Source organism: Pseudomonas sp. MS01C9 (genome assembly GCF_058202755.1).
Genome location: NZ_CM177073.1, coordinates 5,408,956 through 5,427,915 on the forward strand (window position 1 = coordinate 5,408,956; position 18,960 = coordinate 5,427,915).

An 18,960-nucleotide genomic window follows, 5' to 3' on the forward strand; every position below is an offset into this window, starting at 1 on the left:
GTACAGAGCCTGGACGGGGCCGGCACACTCATCCGCTGCCGACAACGGCCGGGCGAGGCTCTGTCCACCCGGGTTCCAGCCGACGCAGCGGCGTGGTGGCCAGGCCGAGGCTGGCGAGCAGCACATACAGCAGGCCCGCCACAGCGAACAGCAGGCTCAGGCCGCCCGCCTTGCCGGTGCCCATCGTCAGGGTGAGCCTGGCCTGCATGTCGCCGGCTTCGCTCATCCAGGGAATCGCCCAGTGGTCCGCCAGCGCGCCAGCCCCCAGGGCACCCATCGGCATCGCCAGCAGGCAGACCATCTGCCGTGCGGACAACACCCGACCCAGCAGGGCTCCGGGCAGGCTGCGCTGCCAGAAGCTCTGGTCACTGCTGGTACTCAGCGAGAAGCACCCGAACGCCACGAAGGCCGCCACGTAGAGGACCGCCGGAGAAGTGCTGGTGCCGATGCTCAGGACACTGGCGCCGAGCAACAGGTCGGCCACCAGGACCGTGCGGATCAGCCGCACCGGCGGGCGCATGACCACCCACAATGAACCACCGAGCATGCCCAGCCCGCCGCAGGTCATCAGCGTGCCCAATACCAGTACCGAATGACGCTCCAGGACCAGGGGCGACAGCAGGGCCGAGGCCAGGCCGAGCATCAGGTGCTCCAGGCCCAGGTAGGCCAGCAGTACCCCCAGTGCCGGGCGCGTACGCAGTACCATCAGGACCGCGGGCAATCCGTCTGTGACCAGGGCGCCTGCCTGGCGGCTGGCGCGTACGGGGGGGGCGACCACGGCGAGCCAGCCCAGCACACCTGCGCAGAACAGTACGGTCCCCAGGTCCAGCAATAACACGCCGGGCACTCCCACGCGGGTCAGCAACAGCGCCGCCAGGGTCGGGGCGATCAGTTGCGGCAAGCCGACCATCAGTTGCATCAGGCCGTTGGCCCGGCCGATCGCCTTCGGGCTGCTCAGGATCCGCGGGATCGCCGCCTGACAGACCAGCATGCGCGCCACTTGCCCACTCGAGTTGATCGCCGCGAAGGTGTACACCTGCCAGCGCTCCAGTGCGTCGTGTTCGAACAGCCACCAGAGGATGAGCGCCGCCAGGCCGCCGCAGACCTCGACACCCAGCAGCAGCGCCCGCGCCTCGCAGCGATCCACCAGCCAACCGGCCAATGGGGCCAGGAACAGGCCGGGCAGGGCCGACAGCGCAATGACCCAGGCGTAGTCGGTGACACTGGCATGCTGCTGCAGCAACCAGATACCCAGACTGAACGCCGCCAGCGCCGCCCCCAGGGTCGAGGCGACCTGGCCGCCCCACGCCCACAGCCAGGGCCGCATCGCCGGTTCAACCCTCATGAGCATGGGATTTCTCCAGGGCGGGCCAGTAGCGACGCAGGTGTTCGGCCAAGGTCGACGCCGCCCCCGTCTTGAGGATGGACAGGTGGTCGCAATCTGCAAGCACATGGCGTCGGCAGTCCGCAGCGAATGCCTCCCAGCCGGGCTCGGCTGGACCTGGTTCGACGCGAGCTTTTGCGGCGCTGAACAGCACCACCGGGCCGGTGTAGGCCGGTGCCGGTCGATAGTCCGTCGCCAGGTTGGCCTGGAAGACTCGCAACGGCCCGCGCAAGGCTTCGGGACGAGCCTGCGTCGGCATCAGGCCGACGGCTTGCATGCGCGCCAGCAGTTGGGCGCATTGCTCGTCCGTTTCCAGGCTTGCCAGGGTGTCGATGTCCAGGTTCAGGTCGCGCCCGGTGTCCATCTCCAGCAACGCCACATACCGGCCCAGGGCCGCGCGCCGATCCCTGGCCATGCGCGAACCTGGCGGGCGGCTGTCGATCAACATCACCGGTGCCACCGCTGCCCCTTCGAGTTGCAATTGACGGGCGACCTCAAAAGCCAGCCAGCCGCCGAAGGAATGGCCCAGCAGGTAGTAGGGACCCTGGGGGACTCGGGCACGGATCTCGCGGACATAGGCGCTCGCCGCGGCCTGTACCGAGGCATGGGGCTCGCGCCGGCCATCGGAACCGCGGGCCTGCAACCCGATCACGGTCAAGTGCGGGCCCAGGTGCCGGACCAGGGGCACGAAACTGGCGACGTTGGCGCCGGCCCCCGGGATCATGAAGAGGCAAGGCGCATGCGCAGCGCCGGTCTGCAGCACCAGGCTGGCACGCACGCCGGCCGTTTGCGCAGGCTGCCCCTCGGTCTGCGCCAGGACCTGCTCCAAGGCCTGGGCCAACTGCCGCAGGTGCTCGGGGTCGCGCATGATGGACCAGTGGTCGCCTTCGACGCGCCGATCTATCAGGTCGACCCCCAGCAGCGCACGCCAGTCGGCGGCCAGGTCCCTCGGGTCGGCCCCCGGATGCCCCGACGCGGCCCGGAACAAATGCACGGGCAGGCCCAGGGGCGCCGGCCGGTAGCGAACCATGGCGTTGCGCAGGTTCAGGTTGAGGCGTGCCCGACGGGTCAGTTCCTCACGGTCGAAGCCCGATGGCAGCCAGCCCCGGGCCTGGGCCGAGGCGATGAGCGCATCCAGGTCGAGCCCGGTGTGCCACGCAGCCTGGCCGCTAGCGTCTTCACCGCTCCAATGCTGTGCCAGGTAGCCGATCAGTTGCTGACGCAGGCCGGCTTCATCGAACGTCAGTGCCAACGGCGCGGCGCGCAAGGCGCCCGGCTCGCTGCTGTCGATCAGCCCGAGGAAGGCCACGGGGCAATCCTCGCCCAGCAACTGGCGAGCCATTTCATAAGCCAGCACGCCGCCTGCCGACCAGCCCGCCAAACGGTACGGGCCTTGGGGTTGGACACTGCGCAGCAGGTCGATGTAGCGGCGGGCGAGGCTCACGTTGTCGATGCCATCCTCCAGTTCGGCGGCCGCCTGCACGGCGTAGAGGCCCAACTCCGGATCCAGATGCCGTGCCAGCCTGGCATAGGGCAGCGCTTCGCCAGTGCCTTCATGGATGAAAAACAGCGGTGCCCGCTCCGGCGAGCCGGCACGAATGCACAGCAGCCCCTGGGCGGTTGCGCGGGAGGTGTCCGGGGTGACCACCTGTCGGGCCAGCGCGGCCAGGTTTTCGGCACTGAACAAGGCCCCCACGGCCACGTCCATGCCCTGTTCGCGCAGGCCATCGAGCAGCTGCACCAGCAGCAACGAATGGCCGCCGAGGGCAAAGAAATTGTCGTCCCGACCGATCTGTTCCACGCCCAGCAATCGCGACCAGAGTTGCGCCAGGCGTAGCTCCGTGGCGCCTTGTGGCGCAGCATAGGGCTGCCGTTGCAGGGCTTGCCGGTCGGGCGCAGGCAAGGCGCGGCGGTCGAGCTTGCCGTTGGCGGTCAGTGGCCACCGCGGTAGCTGGACATAGGCACCGGGCAGCATGTGGGCCGGTAACTGCTCGGCGAGTGCCGCGCGCAATTGCCCGGGTTCCAGGTGCTGGCCTGGTTCGGCCAGCAGGTAGGCGACCAGGCGCGGGTCGCCGGGTTCGTCCTGGCGGGCCAGGACCGCCGCCGAGCGCACGCCATCCAAGGCCGCGAGCCGCGCTTCGATTTCCCCCAGTTCGATGCGGAAACCGCGCACCTTGACCTGCTGGTCGTTGCGGCCCAGGTACTGGAGCACGCCGTCGGCGGTCCAGCGTGCCAGGTCTCCGGTCTTGTACAGGCGCTCGCCGTGGCCGCCGGCAAAGCGCGCCGGCTGGAAACGCTCGGCATCGAGGGCTGCCCGATTCAGGTAGCCACGCGCCAGGCCTGGCCCGGCGATGTGCAATTCGCCCACCACGCCCCGGGGCACCAGCTCGCCCTCGGCGTCGAGCAGGTAGACGCGCAGGTCCGGGATCGGCCGGCCAATGGGCACCAGCCCGGCATCGGTGGCGCAGAGCGCGGGTTCGATCAACTGGTAGGTGACGTGCACGCAGGTCTCGGTGATGCCGTACATGTTCACCAGGCGTGTGGCCTGGCTGTCCGGCCGGTCGAACCACGGCCTCAAGGCCGCGCCGTCCAGGGCTTCGCCACCGAAGATCACGTAGCGAAGGCGGTGGGGTTCGCCGCCCGTGTGTTTCATCCAGGCGTAGAACGCGCTGGGGGTCTGGTTGAGCACGGTGACGCCGGTTTCCACCACCAGGCGGTAGAAATCCTCCGGGCTGCGGGATGTCAGGTAGGGCACCACCACCAGGCGGCCGCCATGCAGCAGCGCACCCCAGATTTCCCAGACCGAGAAATCGAAGGCGAAGGAGTGGAACAGCGTCCAGACGTCCCGGTCGTTGAAGCCGAACCAGGCGTCGGTGGCGCTGAACAGCCGCAGCACCGCGCGATGTTCGATCATCACGCCCTTGGGTTCGCCGGTGGAACCTGAGGTGTAGATGATATAGGCCAGGTCCGTATCGCTGGCCCGGGGATCGCTTGCCGGGTTCGCCCCAGACAGATGGCTCCAGCCACCGGCGTCCGGGTCCAGCGAAACGGTGACGCACGATGCCGGCGCCCGCACTGTTGCCGGCAGTGCTTCGAGGGCCAGGAGCACCTGCGGCGCGCTGTCGTCGAGCATGAAATTCAGGCGCTGCGCCGGATAGACCGGATCCAGGGGCACATAGGCGCCTCCGGCCTTGAGGGTGGCGAGGATGCCGACCAAAAGGTCGAGACCCCGCTCGGCCAGGATCGCCACGCGGTCATCCGGGCCCACGCCCAGCTCGCGCAGGCGATGGGCCAGGCGATTGGCCCGTTCGTTGAGCGCCCGGTAGCTCAAGCTCTGCGTCCCGAACTGAACCGCCACCGCGTCGCCACGGCTAGCCACCTGGGCCTCGAAGCGCTGGTGCAGGCGCTCACCGACCGGCGCCGGCAAGCCGGGCGGCGGCGGATTGAAGCCGTGCAGCAACTGGTCGCGCTCGGCCTGGCTGAGCAGGTCGATGCCGGCCAAGGGTTGCCGATCGTCGTCCACCATCGCCCGCAATACCGCCAGCAACGCATGCCAGTGACGGTCCACGGTATCGGCATCGAACAGGGCGGTGGCGTAGTTGAATCCGCCCTCGATGGCGTCGCCCACTTCATGGACATCCAGGGCCAGGTCAAACTTGGCCGTGCTGACCGGCGCGCCGACGCTGTGCAACTGCAGGCCATTGCCCAGGTCCAGGTTGCCCTGGGGAGCGTTCTGCCAGGCCAGCATCAATTGGAAAATGGCGTTGTGGGCCAGTGAGCGAGGCGGGTTGAGTGCTTCGATGACCTGTTCGAACGGTATGTCCTGGTGCTCCTGGGCGGCCAACGCCAGGCCCTTGACCTGGGCCAACAACGTGTCCACCCGGGGCGCTTCGTCCAGGTCGATGCGCAGGGCCTGGAAGTTCACGAAGAAGCCGATCATCGATTCGAGCTCGACCCGGTTGCGATTGGCCACGGGCGAGCCGATGACCACCTCCGATTGTCCCGAGAATCGGCTGACCACCACGGCCCAGGCCGCCAGCAAGGTCATGTACAGGGTCGTGCCATGGCGCCGTCCGAGGGTCTTGAGCGCCTGGGTCAGTCCGGGCTCGATGCGCACCGGCAGGCTGGCCCCGGCGTAGTCCTGCCGGGCCGGACGAGGGCGGTCGGTGGGCAGGGTGACGCAAGTCGGCGCACCGCTCAGGTGTCGTGTCCAATAGGTGCGTTGGCGTTGCAGTTCGTCTGCTTGCAGCCATTGGCGTTGCCACAGCGTGTAGTCGCCATACTGGCGGGCCAGGGGCGGCAGGGGATCGCCCCGGCCCTGGCTGAAGGCCTGGTAAAGACCGGAGAACTCCTCGGTGAGCACGCCCATGGACCAGCCGTCCGAGACCAGGTGGTGCACGGTCACCAGCAGGACATGGTCATCGGCGCCCAGGCGTAACAGGCAGGCGCGGATCGGCCACTGGCTCGTCAGGTCGAACGGCTGATTGGCCTGCTCGGCGCACAGCGCTTGCCAGTCCGCCGCGCCGGGCACGCTCAGGTCGACGACCTCCAGGGCCAGCGAGCGTGGCGGGTCGATCACCTGACGCGCCTGGCCGGCGAGGCTCACGAACCGGGTCCGCAGGCTTTCATGACGGGCGACGATACGATCCAGGGCACGACGCAACGCCTCGATATCCAGTTCGCCACGCAGCCGCAAGCCTGCCGGCATGTTGAAGGCTGCCGTCGAATCCGGATTGAGCTGTTGGATCAGCCAGAGGTTCTGTTGAGCGAACGACAGGGGCAGGGGCTGGCTGCGGTCGGCCTCCTGCAAGGGGCCCAGGCGACTGTGCCCGGCGTCCTGCAGCACGCTGGCCAGGGCGTGCAAGCTCGGTTGGGCGAAGACCGCCGACAGCGGCACTTCCAGGCCCAGCCGGTGACGCACTTGAGCCAGCAATCGCAGGGCCAGCAAGGAGTGTCCGCCCAAGGCGAAGAAGTCGTCCTGGCGGCCGATGGGCTCGACCCCCAGCAGTTCGCTCCAGATCGCCGCCAGGGTGGTCTCCAGTTCGCCTTGGGGCGGGCTGTATTCGGTCTGCGCGAACGCCTCGGGAGCCGGTGCCGGCAGGCGCTGCCGATCGACCTTGCCATTGCCGGTCTGCGGCAGTGCCTGCAGCTGTACGAAGGCGCTGGGCAGCATGTATTCGGGCAAGCGTTCGCTCAGCTGGCTGCGCAAGGTCAGGGGCGACAGTGGCTCGGTGGCGCTGAAGTAGGCGATCAGGCGCGGATGGCCACCGTCTCCCGGCAGCATCACCACCACCGATTCGCGCACACCGGGTACCTGGTCGAGGCGGCTTTCCACCTCCGTCAGTTCGACGCGATAGCCACGGATCTTCACTTGCGAGTCGTTGCGTCCCAGGTATTGCAGCGTACCTTCGGCGGTCCAGCGCGCCAGGTCGCCGGTCTTGTAGAGACGCGCGCCAGGGGCGGCATCGAACGGATGGGCGATGAAGCGCTCGGCGGTCAGGTCCGGCCGATTCAGGTAGCCCTGGGCCAGGGCCACGCCGGCGACGTGCAGTTCGCCGGCGACGCCTTGGGGGACCCAGTGGCCGTTCGCATCGAGCAGGCACACCTGGGTGTTGGCGATGGGGCGCCCGATCACCGGCACGTCTGCCCACTGCTCGGGGGCGTCGGGCAGGGTGTGCGTACACACCACGTGGGTTTCGGTCGGGCCGTAGTGGTTGTGCAGCCGCGCGCGCGGGTGGCGCTTGAACAGCTCGCGCAACGGGCCGGTGATGCGCAACGCTTCGCCGGCGACCACCACATCGCGCAGGGCGGGCAGTTCCACGGGGTCGCTGGCCCAATTGTCGGCCAGGCCCGCCAGGGCGATATAGGGCAGGAACAGCCGCTCAATGCGCTCCTGGGCAAGCCAGTGCGGCAACGCCGCGAGATCCAGGCGCCGGGCTTCTTCCAGCAGCACCAGGGTACCGCCGCTGCCCAGGGTCGAGAAGATTTCCTGGAACGCGACATCGAACCCCAAGGCGGCGAATTGCAGGGTCCGGGCCGGCCCGGGCAGCGCCTGTGCGGCTTGCCAGGCCAACAGGTTGCTCAGGGCCAGGTGACCCATGGCCACGCCCTTGGGCAACCCGGTGGAGCCGGAGGTGTACATGACGTAGGCCAGGTCCGAAAGGGACGGTTGTCCAAGTGGCGGCGCGGCAAGGGCCTGGTCTGCCGTAACCGCCAGTCGAACCGACAGCGGCGTGCACGTGTCGCCGACTCGCAGCCCTTCGACACGCTGGTCATCCCACAGCAGCAGGCACGGCTGGCAATCCTCGACGATGCCCTGGCGACGAGCCAGGGGCTGACTGGGATCGAGCGGCACATAGGCCGCCCCGGTCTTGAGCGTGGCAACCACTGCCAGCACCATCTCCAGGCTGCGCGGCAGGTGGATGGCCACCCGCTGGCCGGTGCCGGCCCCTTGTTCGATCATCCGCCAGGCCAGGTGATTGGCCTGACGGTCGAGCTCGGCGTAGCTCAGCCCGCGCCCATGCAACTCGACCGCGATAGCGTCGGGCTGCTCCAGTGCCCTGCGTTCGAACGGTTCATGCACCCAGCCCGCCTGGGGGAACGGGGTCGGGGCCGGGTTGAGCTGGTGCAGCAGGCGCTCACGCTCCTGTGCATCCACCAGGGACAGGTGCGCCAGCGGCTGCCGATCGTCGGCGCACAACTGGCGCAGCACGTTGACCAGGTAACCCCAGTGCCGTTGCAGGCTGTCGGCATCGAACAGCGCGGTGGCGTAGTTGAGCCCGCCGACGATGCACCCTTGGGCTTCGTAGAGTTCCAGGGACACGTCGAACGGCGCGGTGGTCTGCTCGGCAGCCAAGGGCGCGAGGCTCAGCCCGTCGAGGTCGAGGGCGCCGCGGGGCGCGTTCTGCCAGGCGAACATCAGTTGGAATACCGGGCTATGGGCCAGGGAACGCGGCGGGTTGAGGGCTTCGACCACCTGTTCGAAAGGTACGTCCTGGTGGGCCTGGGCCTGCAACGCATGCTGGCGCACCTGGGCCAGCAACTGGCCGACGTCCGGCTGTCCGCCCAGGTCGATACACAGCGCCTGGGTGTTGACGAAGAAGCCGATCAATGGCTCGACTTCACTGCGGGTGCGGTTGGCCACCGGCGTGCCGATCACCACGCGTTCCTGTCCGGCGAGGCGCCCGATCACGATCGCCCAGGCCGCCAGCAGTGTCATGTACAGCGACGTGCCATGGCGGCGGCTCAAGGCCTTGAGCGCGGCGCTCAACGGCGCGTCCAGCGCCACGGCCAGGCGTGCCCCGGAGAAATCCTGGCGCGGCGGCCGTGGCCGATCGCTGGGCAGGTCCAACCGTTGCGGTGCGTCGCGCAGATGCTCCAGCCAATAGGCCAGTTGCTCGGCGTGGCGCTCGCCCACCAGCCATTCCCGCTGCCAGGCGGCATAGTCGGCGTACTGGATCGCCAGGGCCGGCAGTGGATCCGGCGCACCTTGGCGAAACGCCCGGTACAACAGCGACAGTTCGTCGATCAGCACGCCGATGGACCAGCCGTCGGCAACGATGTGGTGCAGGGTCACTTGCAACACATGACTGGCGGGGTTCTGGCGCGCCAGCAACACTCGCAGCAAGGGGCCTTCGTCCAGGGCGAACGGCTGCGCCGCATCGCTCGCCAGGACCGCCCGCAGATCGCTCGCGTCCGGCTCCAGGCGCGAGAAGCTCCAGCGCGGCTGCGGGTCGACGACTTGCCTCACTTCGCCGTCCTGCTCGATGAAGCGCGTGCGCAGTACGGCGTGGCGCTCGACGATGCGGGTCAGGGCGTTGCGCAGGGCGGCTTCGTCCAGTTCGCCGTCCAGGCGCAGGGCACCACTGATGTGGTACGCGGCGCTCGCCTGGGCGTCCAGGCGGGCGATGAACCAAAGGCGCTGCTGGGCAAAGGACAGGGGCCGGACGGCCGCTTCCGGCAGCACGGCGATCGGTGCCAGCGCGGAGCGTGAGGCGGTGCCCATGAGAGTGGCCAGTTCGGCCACGGTGGGGTGGGCATACAAGGTGGCCAGGGACAACTCCAGGCCCAGGCGTTGGCGCACCCGGGATACCCATTGCACCGCCAGCAGCGAATGCCCGCCCAATTCGAAGAAGTTGTCGTGGCGACCGACCCGGGCGACGGCCAAAAGGTCGCACCAGATCTCGGCCATGAGCGTTTCCTGTTCCCCCCGCGGCGCCTCGTAGGCCTGGACGGCCCAGGCTTCTTCCCCAGGTGCCGGCAGGGCCGCGCGGTCGAGCTTGCCGTTGGGGGTCAGGGGCAGGACATCCAGGGGCACGATCAGCGCCGGCACCATGTACCCCGGCAGACGGCTCGCCAGGGCGTCGCGCAAGGCGCCGGGCACCAGCGGCGCGCTGTCCTCGGCCGCGACGGCATAGGCCACCAGGGCCGGTTCGCGAGCGCCGCGCCGGACCGCCAGCACGGCGGCGGCCGCCACCTGAGGCAGGGCGAGCAGGGCGGCTTCGATTTCCCCCAGTTCGATGCGGAAGCCGCGAATCTTGACCTGGAAGTCGTTGCGCCCCAGGTAATGGAGCTGGCCGTCGGCGTCCCAGAAGCCCAGGTCGCCGGTGCGGTACAGGCGAGCCGCCGGATCATCGCTGAACGGATCGGCCAGGAAGCGCTCGCGGGTCAGTTCCGGTCGGCGATGGTAGCCGCGCCCGACACCTGCGCCGCCGATGTACAGCTCTCCCATCACGCCGATCGGCAGCGGTTGCAAGGCCTCGTCCAGGACATGCACCTGGGTGTTGTCGATGGGCCGGCCAATGTGCGGGACGAAACCCTGTTCGCGGTCCATCGACACCCAGGTCGAGTAGACCGTGGTTTCGGTGGGGCCATAGAGGTTATTGACCCGACGCACCTCGCTGTCGGCGAACAGCCGTTCCACCAGGTGGCGCGGCAGGGCTTCGCCGGCCAGGTTGAGGGTTTGCAGCGAAGCCGGCAGGGCATCGGCCCGCAGCAACGCGTCGGCAGCCGACGGCACGGTGTTGAGCAGGCTCAACGCCGGGCGCCGTTCAAGCAGGGCAAGGGCGTCGTCCACCAGTTCCAGCACGCCACCGCAGGATAACGGCACGAAGCATTCGAACACCGACAGGTCGAAGTTGATGGAGGTGCTGAACAGGCTGTGTTCCAGGGTCTGAGGGTCGAAGCTGCGCAAGGCCCAGTCGAGGAAGTTGCGGGCGTTACCGTGCTCGATCATCACCCCCTTGGGTTGGCCGGTGGAGCCGGAGGTGTAGATCATGTAGGCCAGGTGGCGGGACTCCAATGCCGGTGCCTCCAATGCCGGTGCCAACGCTGTGGCGTCCGTCTCGTCGCTGCGCAGTACGCGGTCCACATCGAGGCGCTGGCAGTCAGCGGCAAGGACAAGGTCCAGTGGCGCATCGCTCATGGTCAGTATCGCCACCGGCGCGCTGTCATCGAGCATGTAGGCCAGGCGTTGCGCGGGATAGGCCGGGTCCAGGGGCACATAGGCGCCGCCGGCCTTGAGCACGGCGAGCAGCGCGACGATCAGTTCCGGGCTGCGCCGCAGGTGGATGCCGACCCGAGCGTCGGGGCCTACCCCCAGCGCCCGCAGGTGCCGGGCCAGGCGAGTGGCCTGCTGATCGAGTTGCCCATAGCTGAGCACGCGCGCGTCGCAGCGCACCGCGTCGGCCGCGGGAGTGAGACGCGCCTGGGCTTCGAAGCGTTCGTGCAGCAAGGCCCGTTCCGGCCGCGGGCGCTGCGTGGCATTGAAACGCGCCAGCCGCAGGTGTTCTTGTGCCGGCAGGACATTCAGGGTCCGGGCGAGCCGTTGCGGGCTGTTTTCCAGGGCATCCACCAGGCTGGCGAGGGCCTGATGCATGAAGTCCCAGGCTCGCTGAGCACCCACTGCCCCGGCGATCTGTGCGGTCACGCTGAAACCTTCGCCGAGGTCGTCCACGGAAAACGTGAAGGGATAATTGGTGCGTTCGGCGGTGCTCAGTACGCGCATGCCTTCGACACTCTGGTGGGGCGTGTCTTGCAGGCTGTAGCGGAAATTCAGCAGCGCGGAAAAGAGCGGGGTCCCCGCCGGCACGCCACTGCAGCGTTGGGCCAGGGCCAGGGCCGCATGTTCGTGTTCGAGCAAGGCCATCAGCGCCTGGTGGGTGTGCTGCAGGCTGTCGCCGATCGGGCTGTTCGCCAAGTCGATGCGCAGGGGCAGGGTATTGATGAACACCCCCAGCGCCTGGTCGGCCCCCTGCACGCCTTGCAAGCGACCCAGCAAGACCGTGCCGAACACCACGTCGGCGCGTCCGGTGGCTTTGCCCAGCACCAGGGCCATGGCCAGGTGGAACAGGCTGGCGGCGCTCACTTGGTGGCGTCGCGCCGCCTGGCGCAGGGCCCGCGCCAGTTCCGGTTCCAATGTCCCGCGGGCCTCGTCGAGGGCGCCGGTATTCTGAACGTCGAGCAGGCCGAACGGTGCCGTAGGTTCGCTGACATCGGCCAGCATGCGCTGGAAAAAAGCCTGCTGCCGGTCGGTGTCCTGGCCACGTCGAGCGTTGGCCACGAAATGGCGGAACGGTACGGGCTCACGTAGCTGCGCTGCCTGGCCCTGCTGGATCAGGACGATCTCCTCGACCATGCGTTCCAGCGTGGTGTGGTCCAGCACCAGATGGTGGTGCAGTACCTGCAGTAACCAGCGTTGCTCCCGGGCGTCGAATGCCTTCACCACCCGCAGCAGAGGCGCCTGGCGGATGTCCAGGCGCCGGGTGCGGGCGTCGGTGTGGGCCAGCAGTTGGGTGAGCGCATCGGCTTCGGTGATGCGCAGGACCTCGATGGGCAACGGCGCCTCGCGCCAGACCACCTGCACCGGCTCGTCGAGGCCCTCCCAGGCCAGGGCGGTCCGCAGGATATCGTGGCGGGCGATGACTTGCTGCAGTGCCAGGCAGAACCCATCCAGTCGCGCCTCGTCGGTGAACGCCAGGGTGGTGTGCAGCAGATAGGTATCGCCTTGGTCCTGGAGCAGGTAATGAAAGAACAGGCCCTCTTGCAGGGGAGCCATCGGATAGATGTCCTGTACGTTGGCCGCGCCGCCTTCGACATTGGCGACGATACGGTCGATCTGCGCCTGGGTCAGGTGCACCAAGGGCAGCATTTCAGGTGTGATGCGGGTGCAGCCCGGGGCAATGGCGGTGCCCGCCGAAACGGGGGGCTGGTCAGAAGCTTGCGGGCGTTGCGCCAGGGCGACGGCCAGCGCGGCGACATTGGGCGTGGCGAACAAGGTGCGCACGTCGAGGGACCAGCCTTGCGTACGCAGTTGCTCCACCATCTGCACGGCCAGCAGGGAGTGACCGCCCAGGGCAAAGAAATTGTCCTGGCGACCGACACGCGGTACGCCCAGGACCTGGGCCCAGAGCTCGGCCAGGCGGGTTTCCACCGGCCCCTGCGGCGCGTCGTAGCGGTGCAGGGCGAAGTGAGCTTCTCCCGGCTCGGGCAAGGCGCGGCGGTCCAGCTTGCCGTTGGCGGTGAGGCTGAAGGCGTCCACCTGGACGAACGCGGCGGGCAGCATGTAGTCCGGGAGCACCGCGGCCAATCGGGCGCGCAATTCGCTGGGGTCCTGGGCGCTGGCGGCGGTGAAGTAGGCCAGCAGGCGCTGCTGGGCGTCGGCCAGCACCACCGCTTCGGTCACGGATGGCAAGGCCTTGAGCTGCGCCTCGATCTCCCCCAGCTCGATCCGGAAACCGCGGATCTTGACCTGGAAGTCGTTGCGCCCCAGGAACAGCAACACGCCGTCGGCGCGCCAGCGGGCCAGGTCGCCGGTGCGGTACAACCGCGCCCCCGGCGTCGGGTCGAAGGGATGGGGCACGAAGCGCTGTTCGCTCAACTGCGGCTGGTTCAGGTAACCCAGGGCCAGGCCATCGCCGCCGATGTACAGCTCGCCGGCGACGCCGATGGGCAGGGGGCGACGTTGGTCGTCGAGCACGTAGACCTGGGTATTGCCGATCGGCTTGCCGATGGGAATGTCACCGGCCAGGGCGTCTTCCAGGGTGATGCGATGGGTGGTGGCGAAGGTGGTGCTTTCGGTGGGGCCGTAGCCGTTGAGCAGATGCCGGGGCGGCGAGTGGCGCAACACCTGGGCGATGCGCCGGGGATCGAGCACATCGCCGCCCACCATCAGGTAGCGCAGGGCCGCGAAGGCCGGGGCCAGAGGCTCGGCGAACTGATGGAACAGCCCGGCGGTGAGCCAGAGGACGCTGACTTCATGGCGCAGCAGATGTTCATTGAACCGGGCCGCATCCAGCAGGGTGTCGCGAGGACAGACCACCAGGCAGCCGCCGTTGAGCAATGCGCCCCAGATTTCCAGGGTGCTGGCGTCGAAGGCCGGGTTGGCGGCCAGGGCGATGCGATCCTGGGCGTTGAAATCGGCGAAACCGTTGTTGCGCACCAGGCGGGTGATGGCGCGGTGGGGCACCTGCACACCCTTGGGCACGCCGGTCGAGCCGGAGGTGTACATGACGTAGGCCGTCGCGTCGGCGGGCCGCGGTACATCCGGGGCGGGCGCCGCGGCGCTGTCCAGGGTGTCTTCCCAGGTCGCCAAGGCAAGGGATTGGACGGCTGGGTCCGCGGGGATCGAGTGCGGTTCGTCCACCAGCAACCAAGCGCTGCCGCAATCGTGCAGCAGATTGCGGCGCCGCTCCGAGGGCGTGGCCGTGTCGATGGGCACATAGGCCGCGCCGTTTTTCAGGATCGCCAGGATCGCCACGATCAACCGTGGGCCACGGGCAAGGCACAGGGCAACCCGGGCGCCCGGCACCACGCCGTGTTCGGCCAGCCAACCGGCCAGTCGGCCGGCGCGCTCATCGAGCTGGCGATAGCTCAGGGACTGCTCGCCGGTCTGGATCGCCGTCGCCTCGGGCCGCCGCTTGACCTGCGCCTCGAACAGGCGGGGCAGCGACTCATCGCGAGGGTAGTCACGGGTGGTGGCATTGAAGGTGTGCAGCACGTGTTCGCGCTCGGCCGGGCCGAGAATGGACACGGCCTCGAGCGGTTGTCGGTCATCGGCGACCAATGCTTGCAGGGTGGTGTGCAAGGCCTGCCAGTGACGTTGCACGGTGTCGGCCTCGAACAGCGCGGTGGCGTAGATGAACCGACCGGCAATCCGGCCGTCACGCTCGTGCAGGTCCAGGGTCAGGTCGAACTTGGCGCTGTCTTCATGGGTGGATAACGGCGTCAGCTCCAGCGAGTCCAGCTCCAGGCTGGGCTGCGGGGCGTTCTGCCAGGCGAACATGACCTGGAAGATCGGACTGTGGGCCAATGAGCGCGAGGGGTTCAATGCCTCGACCAATTGCTCGAAGGCAACTTCCTGATGGGCCTGCGCATCCAAGGCGGTACGCCGCACCTGGGCCAGCAGTTGGCTGAACGCATCGACCTCACCGAGCCGCACCCGCAACGCCTGGGTGTTGACGAAAAAGCCGACCAGCGGCTCGACCTCCGCCCGGGTCCGGTTCGCCAGGACCGAACCGATGACCAGGTCGTCCTGCCCCGACAGGCGCGCCAGCACCACCGACCACGCGGCCAGGAGCGTCATGAACAGGGTGCAGCCATGTCGTTCGGCCACGTGCTTGAGCGACTGGACCAGGTGGGCGTCGATGCCCACCTCCAGGCTGGCACCGGTGAAATCCTGGTGCGCCGGGCGAGGGCGGTCCAGGGCGAGGTTCAACAGCGGCGGTGCGTCTTCGAGCTGGGTGCGCCAGTAGGCCAGTTGTTCGGCGATCCGTTGCGCCTGGCGCGCAGAGCGCTGCCACAGGGCATAGTCGGCGTACTGGATGGCCAGTGGCGGCAGGCGGTCGGCCTGGCCGTGGACAAAGGCCCGGTACAGTTCAGTCAGTTCCCGGGTGATGACCGATAACGACCAGGCATCGCCGACGATGTGGTGCAGCGTGACCAGCAAGACGTGCTCCTGCTCTTCCAGGCGCAACAGGCGCGCACGGATCAGCGGACCGCGCGCCAGGTCGAACGGTGCCTGGGCCTCGGCGGTGCAGTGGGCCTGGAAGACCGCCGGGGGCTGGCCGCGCAGGTCGTCGACGGGCATGGCGAAGGCCTGCGGCGGGTCGATGATCTGGAACGGTTGCGCGCCCTCGGAAACGAACCGGGTGCGCAAGGCTTCATGCCGCTCGACGATTCGCGACAGGGCGGCCTGCAACGCCGCTGGGTCAAGCGCTCCCCGCAGGCGCAGTCCGCCGGCCATGTGGTAGGCCGCGCTGGCCTGGGCATCGAGGTGGGCGATGAACCACAGGCGCTGCTGGGCGAAGGACAACGGTAGCCGCGCCGGGCGCATCGCCGCCGGAACAGGCGCCGCCCCGGACAACCCGGACGCTCCCAGGGATTCGATGGCACGGGCCTGCCGCGCCAGGGTCGGGTGATCGAACACGCAGGCCAGGGGCAGTTCGATGCGCAGTTGCTGGCGCAGTTGGGAAATCAGTTGCACCGCCAGCAGCGAATGGCCGCCGGATTGGAAGAAATGGTCCTCACGGCCTACCCGTGGGCGTCCCAGCAGGCGACTCCAGATCGACGCCAGTTGAGTCTCCAGCGGCCCTTGGGGCGCTTCGAAATGATCGCTTTCCGTCTGCTCCGGCGCCGGCAGCGCGCCGCGGTCCAGCTTGCCGTTGGGGGTCAGGGGCAGGGTCGGCAAGGCCACGTAGGCCCCAGGCTGCATGTACTCAGGCAGACAGGCGTGCAGGGCCTCGCGTAACTGGGCCTCGGATACCGGGCTGTCCGCCTGCCCCACCCAGTACGCCACCAGGCGCGGATCGCCGCTGGCGTCTTCGCGGGCGATCACGACGGCATGCAACACACCGGGCACCCGGGCCAGGGCGGCTTCGATTTCTCCCAGCTCGATGCGGTAGCCACGCACCTTGATCTGGAAATCGTTGCGCCCCAGGTAGAGAAGCTGACCGTCGGCAGTCCAGCGACCCAGGTCGCCGGTGCGGTACATCCGGGCCCCCGCCTGGAGCGCGAACGGGTCGTCGACGAAGCGCTCCTGGGTCAGCTCGGGTCGGTTCAGGTAGCCCCGGGCAACGCCGGCACCCCCGATATAGAGTTCGCCCACCACGCCCTGGGGCACCAACTGGCGGTGCGCATCGAGAATGTAGACCTGGGTATTGTCCAGCGGTCGTCCGATACCGGGGACGAAACCCTGCTCACGACTCATCGACACCCACGTCGAGTAGGTGGTGGTCTCCGAAGGGCCGTACAGGTTGCACAGGCGTTGCACTGCGCTGTGGGCGAACACCTGCTCCACCAGGCTTTGCTTGAGGGGCTCGCCGGCCAGGTTGACCACCTGTGTTGACCCTGGGATCGCCTGGGCATTGACCAGCGCATCAAGGGCCGAAGGCACGCTGTTGATCAGCGTGACCGGCACGGGGCGGTCGAGCAAGGCCAAGGCGTTGGTGGCCACGTGCAAGGTGGCGCCGGCGGCCAGGGGCACGAAATATTCGAACACCGCCAGGTCGAAATTGATCGAGGTGGCGAAGAGGCTGTCCCGCAGGCTGGCGGTATCGAACGCATGCAGCGCCCAGTGCAGCAGGTTGCAAGCGTTGCGGTGCTCGATCATCACGCCCTTGGGCGTGCCGGTGGATCCCGAGGTATAGATGACATAGGCCAGGTGAGCGCTGGTCAGGCCAAGGCTGGCGGGATCCGGGTCATGGACGGGTTGTTCGGCCAGGCGCGCCTTGACAGGGGCCGCGTCCAGGCAAAGCACTTCGCAACCGGCGGGCGCCGGGACGCTCGATTGCAGCGGGCCGAGTGTCAGCAGCGCACGAGGCGTGCTGTCGGCGAGCATGTGCAGCAGGCGTTCCCGCGGGTAGGCCGGGTCCAGCGGCACATAGGCGGCACCGGCCTTGAGAATGCCGAGCAGGGCGATCAGCAGGTGGGGGCCACGCTCCAGGCAGATCGCCACGCGGCTGTCCGGCTCGACACCGGCCTGCAGCAGCAAGTGCGCCAGCCGATTGGCCTGGGTATTGAGCGCCTCATAGGCCAGGGGGCTGGCACCGTTGGCGGCGTCGAAACGGGCGGCGATGGCCTGGGGTTGCCGCTGGGCCTGCCGCTCCACGGCCAGGTGCAGCAGAGCCGGGCCGTTATGCGGGCGGGTGGTGGCGTTGAACGTGCGCAGGACCCGCTCCTGTTCGGCGGCGGGCAATACCGAAAGCTGGCAAGCCAGGGTCAGGGGACGCTGTTCCAGGGCGTCGAGCAGGTTCTCCAACGCGGTGCGCAGCCAGCCCAGTACCGGTTCGGCGCCCACCTGGTGATCGATTTGCAGGCTCAGCGAAAAGCCTTCCCCCAGGTCGTCCACCGACAGGTTGAAGGGGTAGTTGGTGCGCTCCTCACCGCCCAGCACCTGCATGCCATCGACCTGGGGTGCATGCCCGGGGGCCGCACTGTGGCGATAGTTGAGCAACGCCGAGAACAGCGCGGTGCCGCTGGGCAAGGCGCTGCAACGCTGGGCCAGGCCCAGGGGGGCGTGCTCGTGGGCGATCAGCCGGCTGAGCAGCGTGTGGGTGTCGCGCAATGCCTGTTCCACGGAGACGGCCAGGCGTACCCGCAGGGGCAGGGTATTGATGAACAGGCCCATGGCACTGGTCGCTTCGCCGGCACCCAGCAGGCGACCGAACATCACGGTGCCGAAGACCACGTCGTCGCGGCCGCTGGTCTTGCCCAGGACCAATGCCCAGGCAAGATGGAACAGGCTGGCGCTGCTGACCCCCAGGACACGCGCACGCTCACGGATTCGCCGGCTCAGGTCGAGGGTGAGTGCGGTCTCCAGGGTCTGTACCTGGTTGCCATCGCCGCGTACGTCCAAAAGGCCGCAGGGCGCGGTGGGTTCGTCGATGTCCCCCAGCAGCTCGGTGAAGAATGCCTCGTGCTGCGCTTCGCCCAGGCCCTGGCGTGCGCGCAACACGAAATCCCGGAACGGCTGCGGCGGCTGCAGATCCGCCAGACGGCCTTGCTGGATCGCGGCGACTTCTCCCACCAGGCGTTCCAGCGAGGTATGGTCCATTACCGCGTGGTGATGCAGCAATTGCAGCAGCCAGCGTCCGGTTCCCGGATCCTCGGCGGCCACGGCGCGCATCAGGGGCGCCTGGCGCAGGTCCAGGCGCTGATGACGCGGGTCGGCATGGGCACGCAGAGCGGCCTCGACGTCGATCTGGCTCGGATGGAGGACTTCCAGCGCCAGGGGCGCCTGGCGCCAGACTACCTGCACCGGCTCGTCAAGGCCCTCCCAGGCCAGTGCCGTGCGCAGGATGTCGTGGCGGGCGATGGCCTGGTTGAGGGCATCCATGAAACGTCGCAGGCAGGGCTCATCGTCGAAGGCCAGCAGCACATGCAGCAGATAGGTATCGCCGTGCTGCTGGAGCAGGTGATGAAAGAGGATGCCCGCCTGCAACGGCACCAGAGGATAGATGTCCTGGATATTGGCGCAGCCGCCCGGCACGCTGGCGACGATACTGGCGATCTGTGCTTCGTCCAACTGGCAGAGATCGAGCATCGCCGGGGTGATGTCGTCGGTGCCTGGCGGCAGGCCG

The 18,960-nt window shown here is 68.3% G+C and carries 2 protein-coding genes and 3 pseudogenes; all 5 read right to left on the reverse strand.

Features of this window, described 5'->3' with window-relative positions; all coding sequences use genetic code 11:
- Positions 1 to 28: 28 nt before the first annotated feature.
- Positions 29 to 1,351, reverse strand: a complete 1,323-nt coding sequence (locus AC1M7R_RS24465) for an MFS transporter (RefSeq protein WP_490610003.1) — start codon at positions 1,349 to 1,351, stop codon at positions 29 to 31.
- Complete coding sequence (locus AC1M7R_RS24470; RefSeq protein ID WP_490610496.1) at positions 1,335 to 3,359, reverse strand: thioesterase domain-containing protein; 2,025 nt, start codon at positions 3,357 to 3,359, stop codon at positions 1,335 to 1,337. The genes AC1M7R_RS24465 and AC1M7R_RS24470 overlap by 17 nt, the downstream gene beginning before the upstream one ends.
- A pseudogene (locus tag AC1M7R_RS24475) lies at positions 3,345 to 4,910 on the reverse strand (amino acid adenylation domain-containing protein); the annotation flags it as partial. The pseudogene AC1M7R_RS24475 and the gene AC1M7R_RS24470, both read right to left, overlap by 15 nt.
- Positions 4,899 to 16,094: pseudogene (locus AC1M7R_RS24480) on the reverse strand (amino acid adenylation domain-containing protein); the annotation flags it as partial. The pseudogenes AC1M7R_RS24475 and AC1M7R_RS24480, both read right to left, overlap by 12 nt.
- Positions 16,080 to 18,923, reverse strand: a pseudogene (locus AC1M7R_RS24485) (non-ribosomal peptide synthetase); the annotation flags it as partial. The pseudogenes AC1M7R_RS24485 and AC1M7R_RS24480, both read right to left, overlap by 15 nt.
- Positions 18,924 to 18,960: the final 37 nt, after the last annotated feature.

Coding starts and splice junctions, on each gene's coding strand:
- AC1M7R_RS24465 (WP_490610003.1), bottom strand. CDS start 1,351: ATGCTCATGAGGGTTGAACCGGCGATGCGGCCCTGGCTGTGGGCGTGG.
- AC1M7R_RS24470 (WP_490610496.1), bottom strand. CDS start 3,359: ATGCTGCCCGGTGCCTATGTCCAGCTACCGCGGTGGCCACTGACCGCC.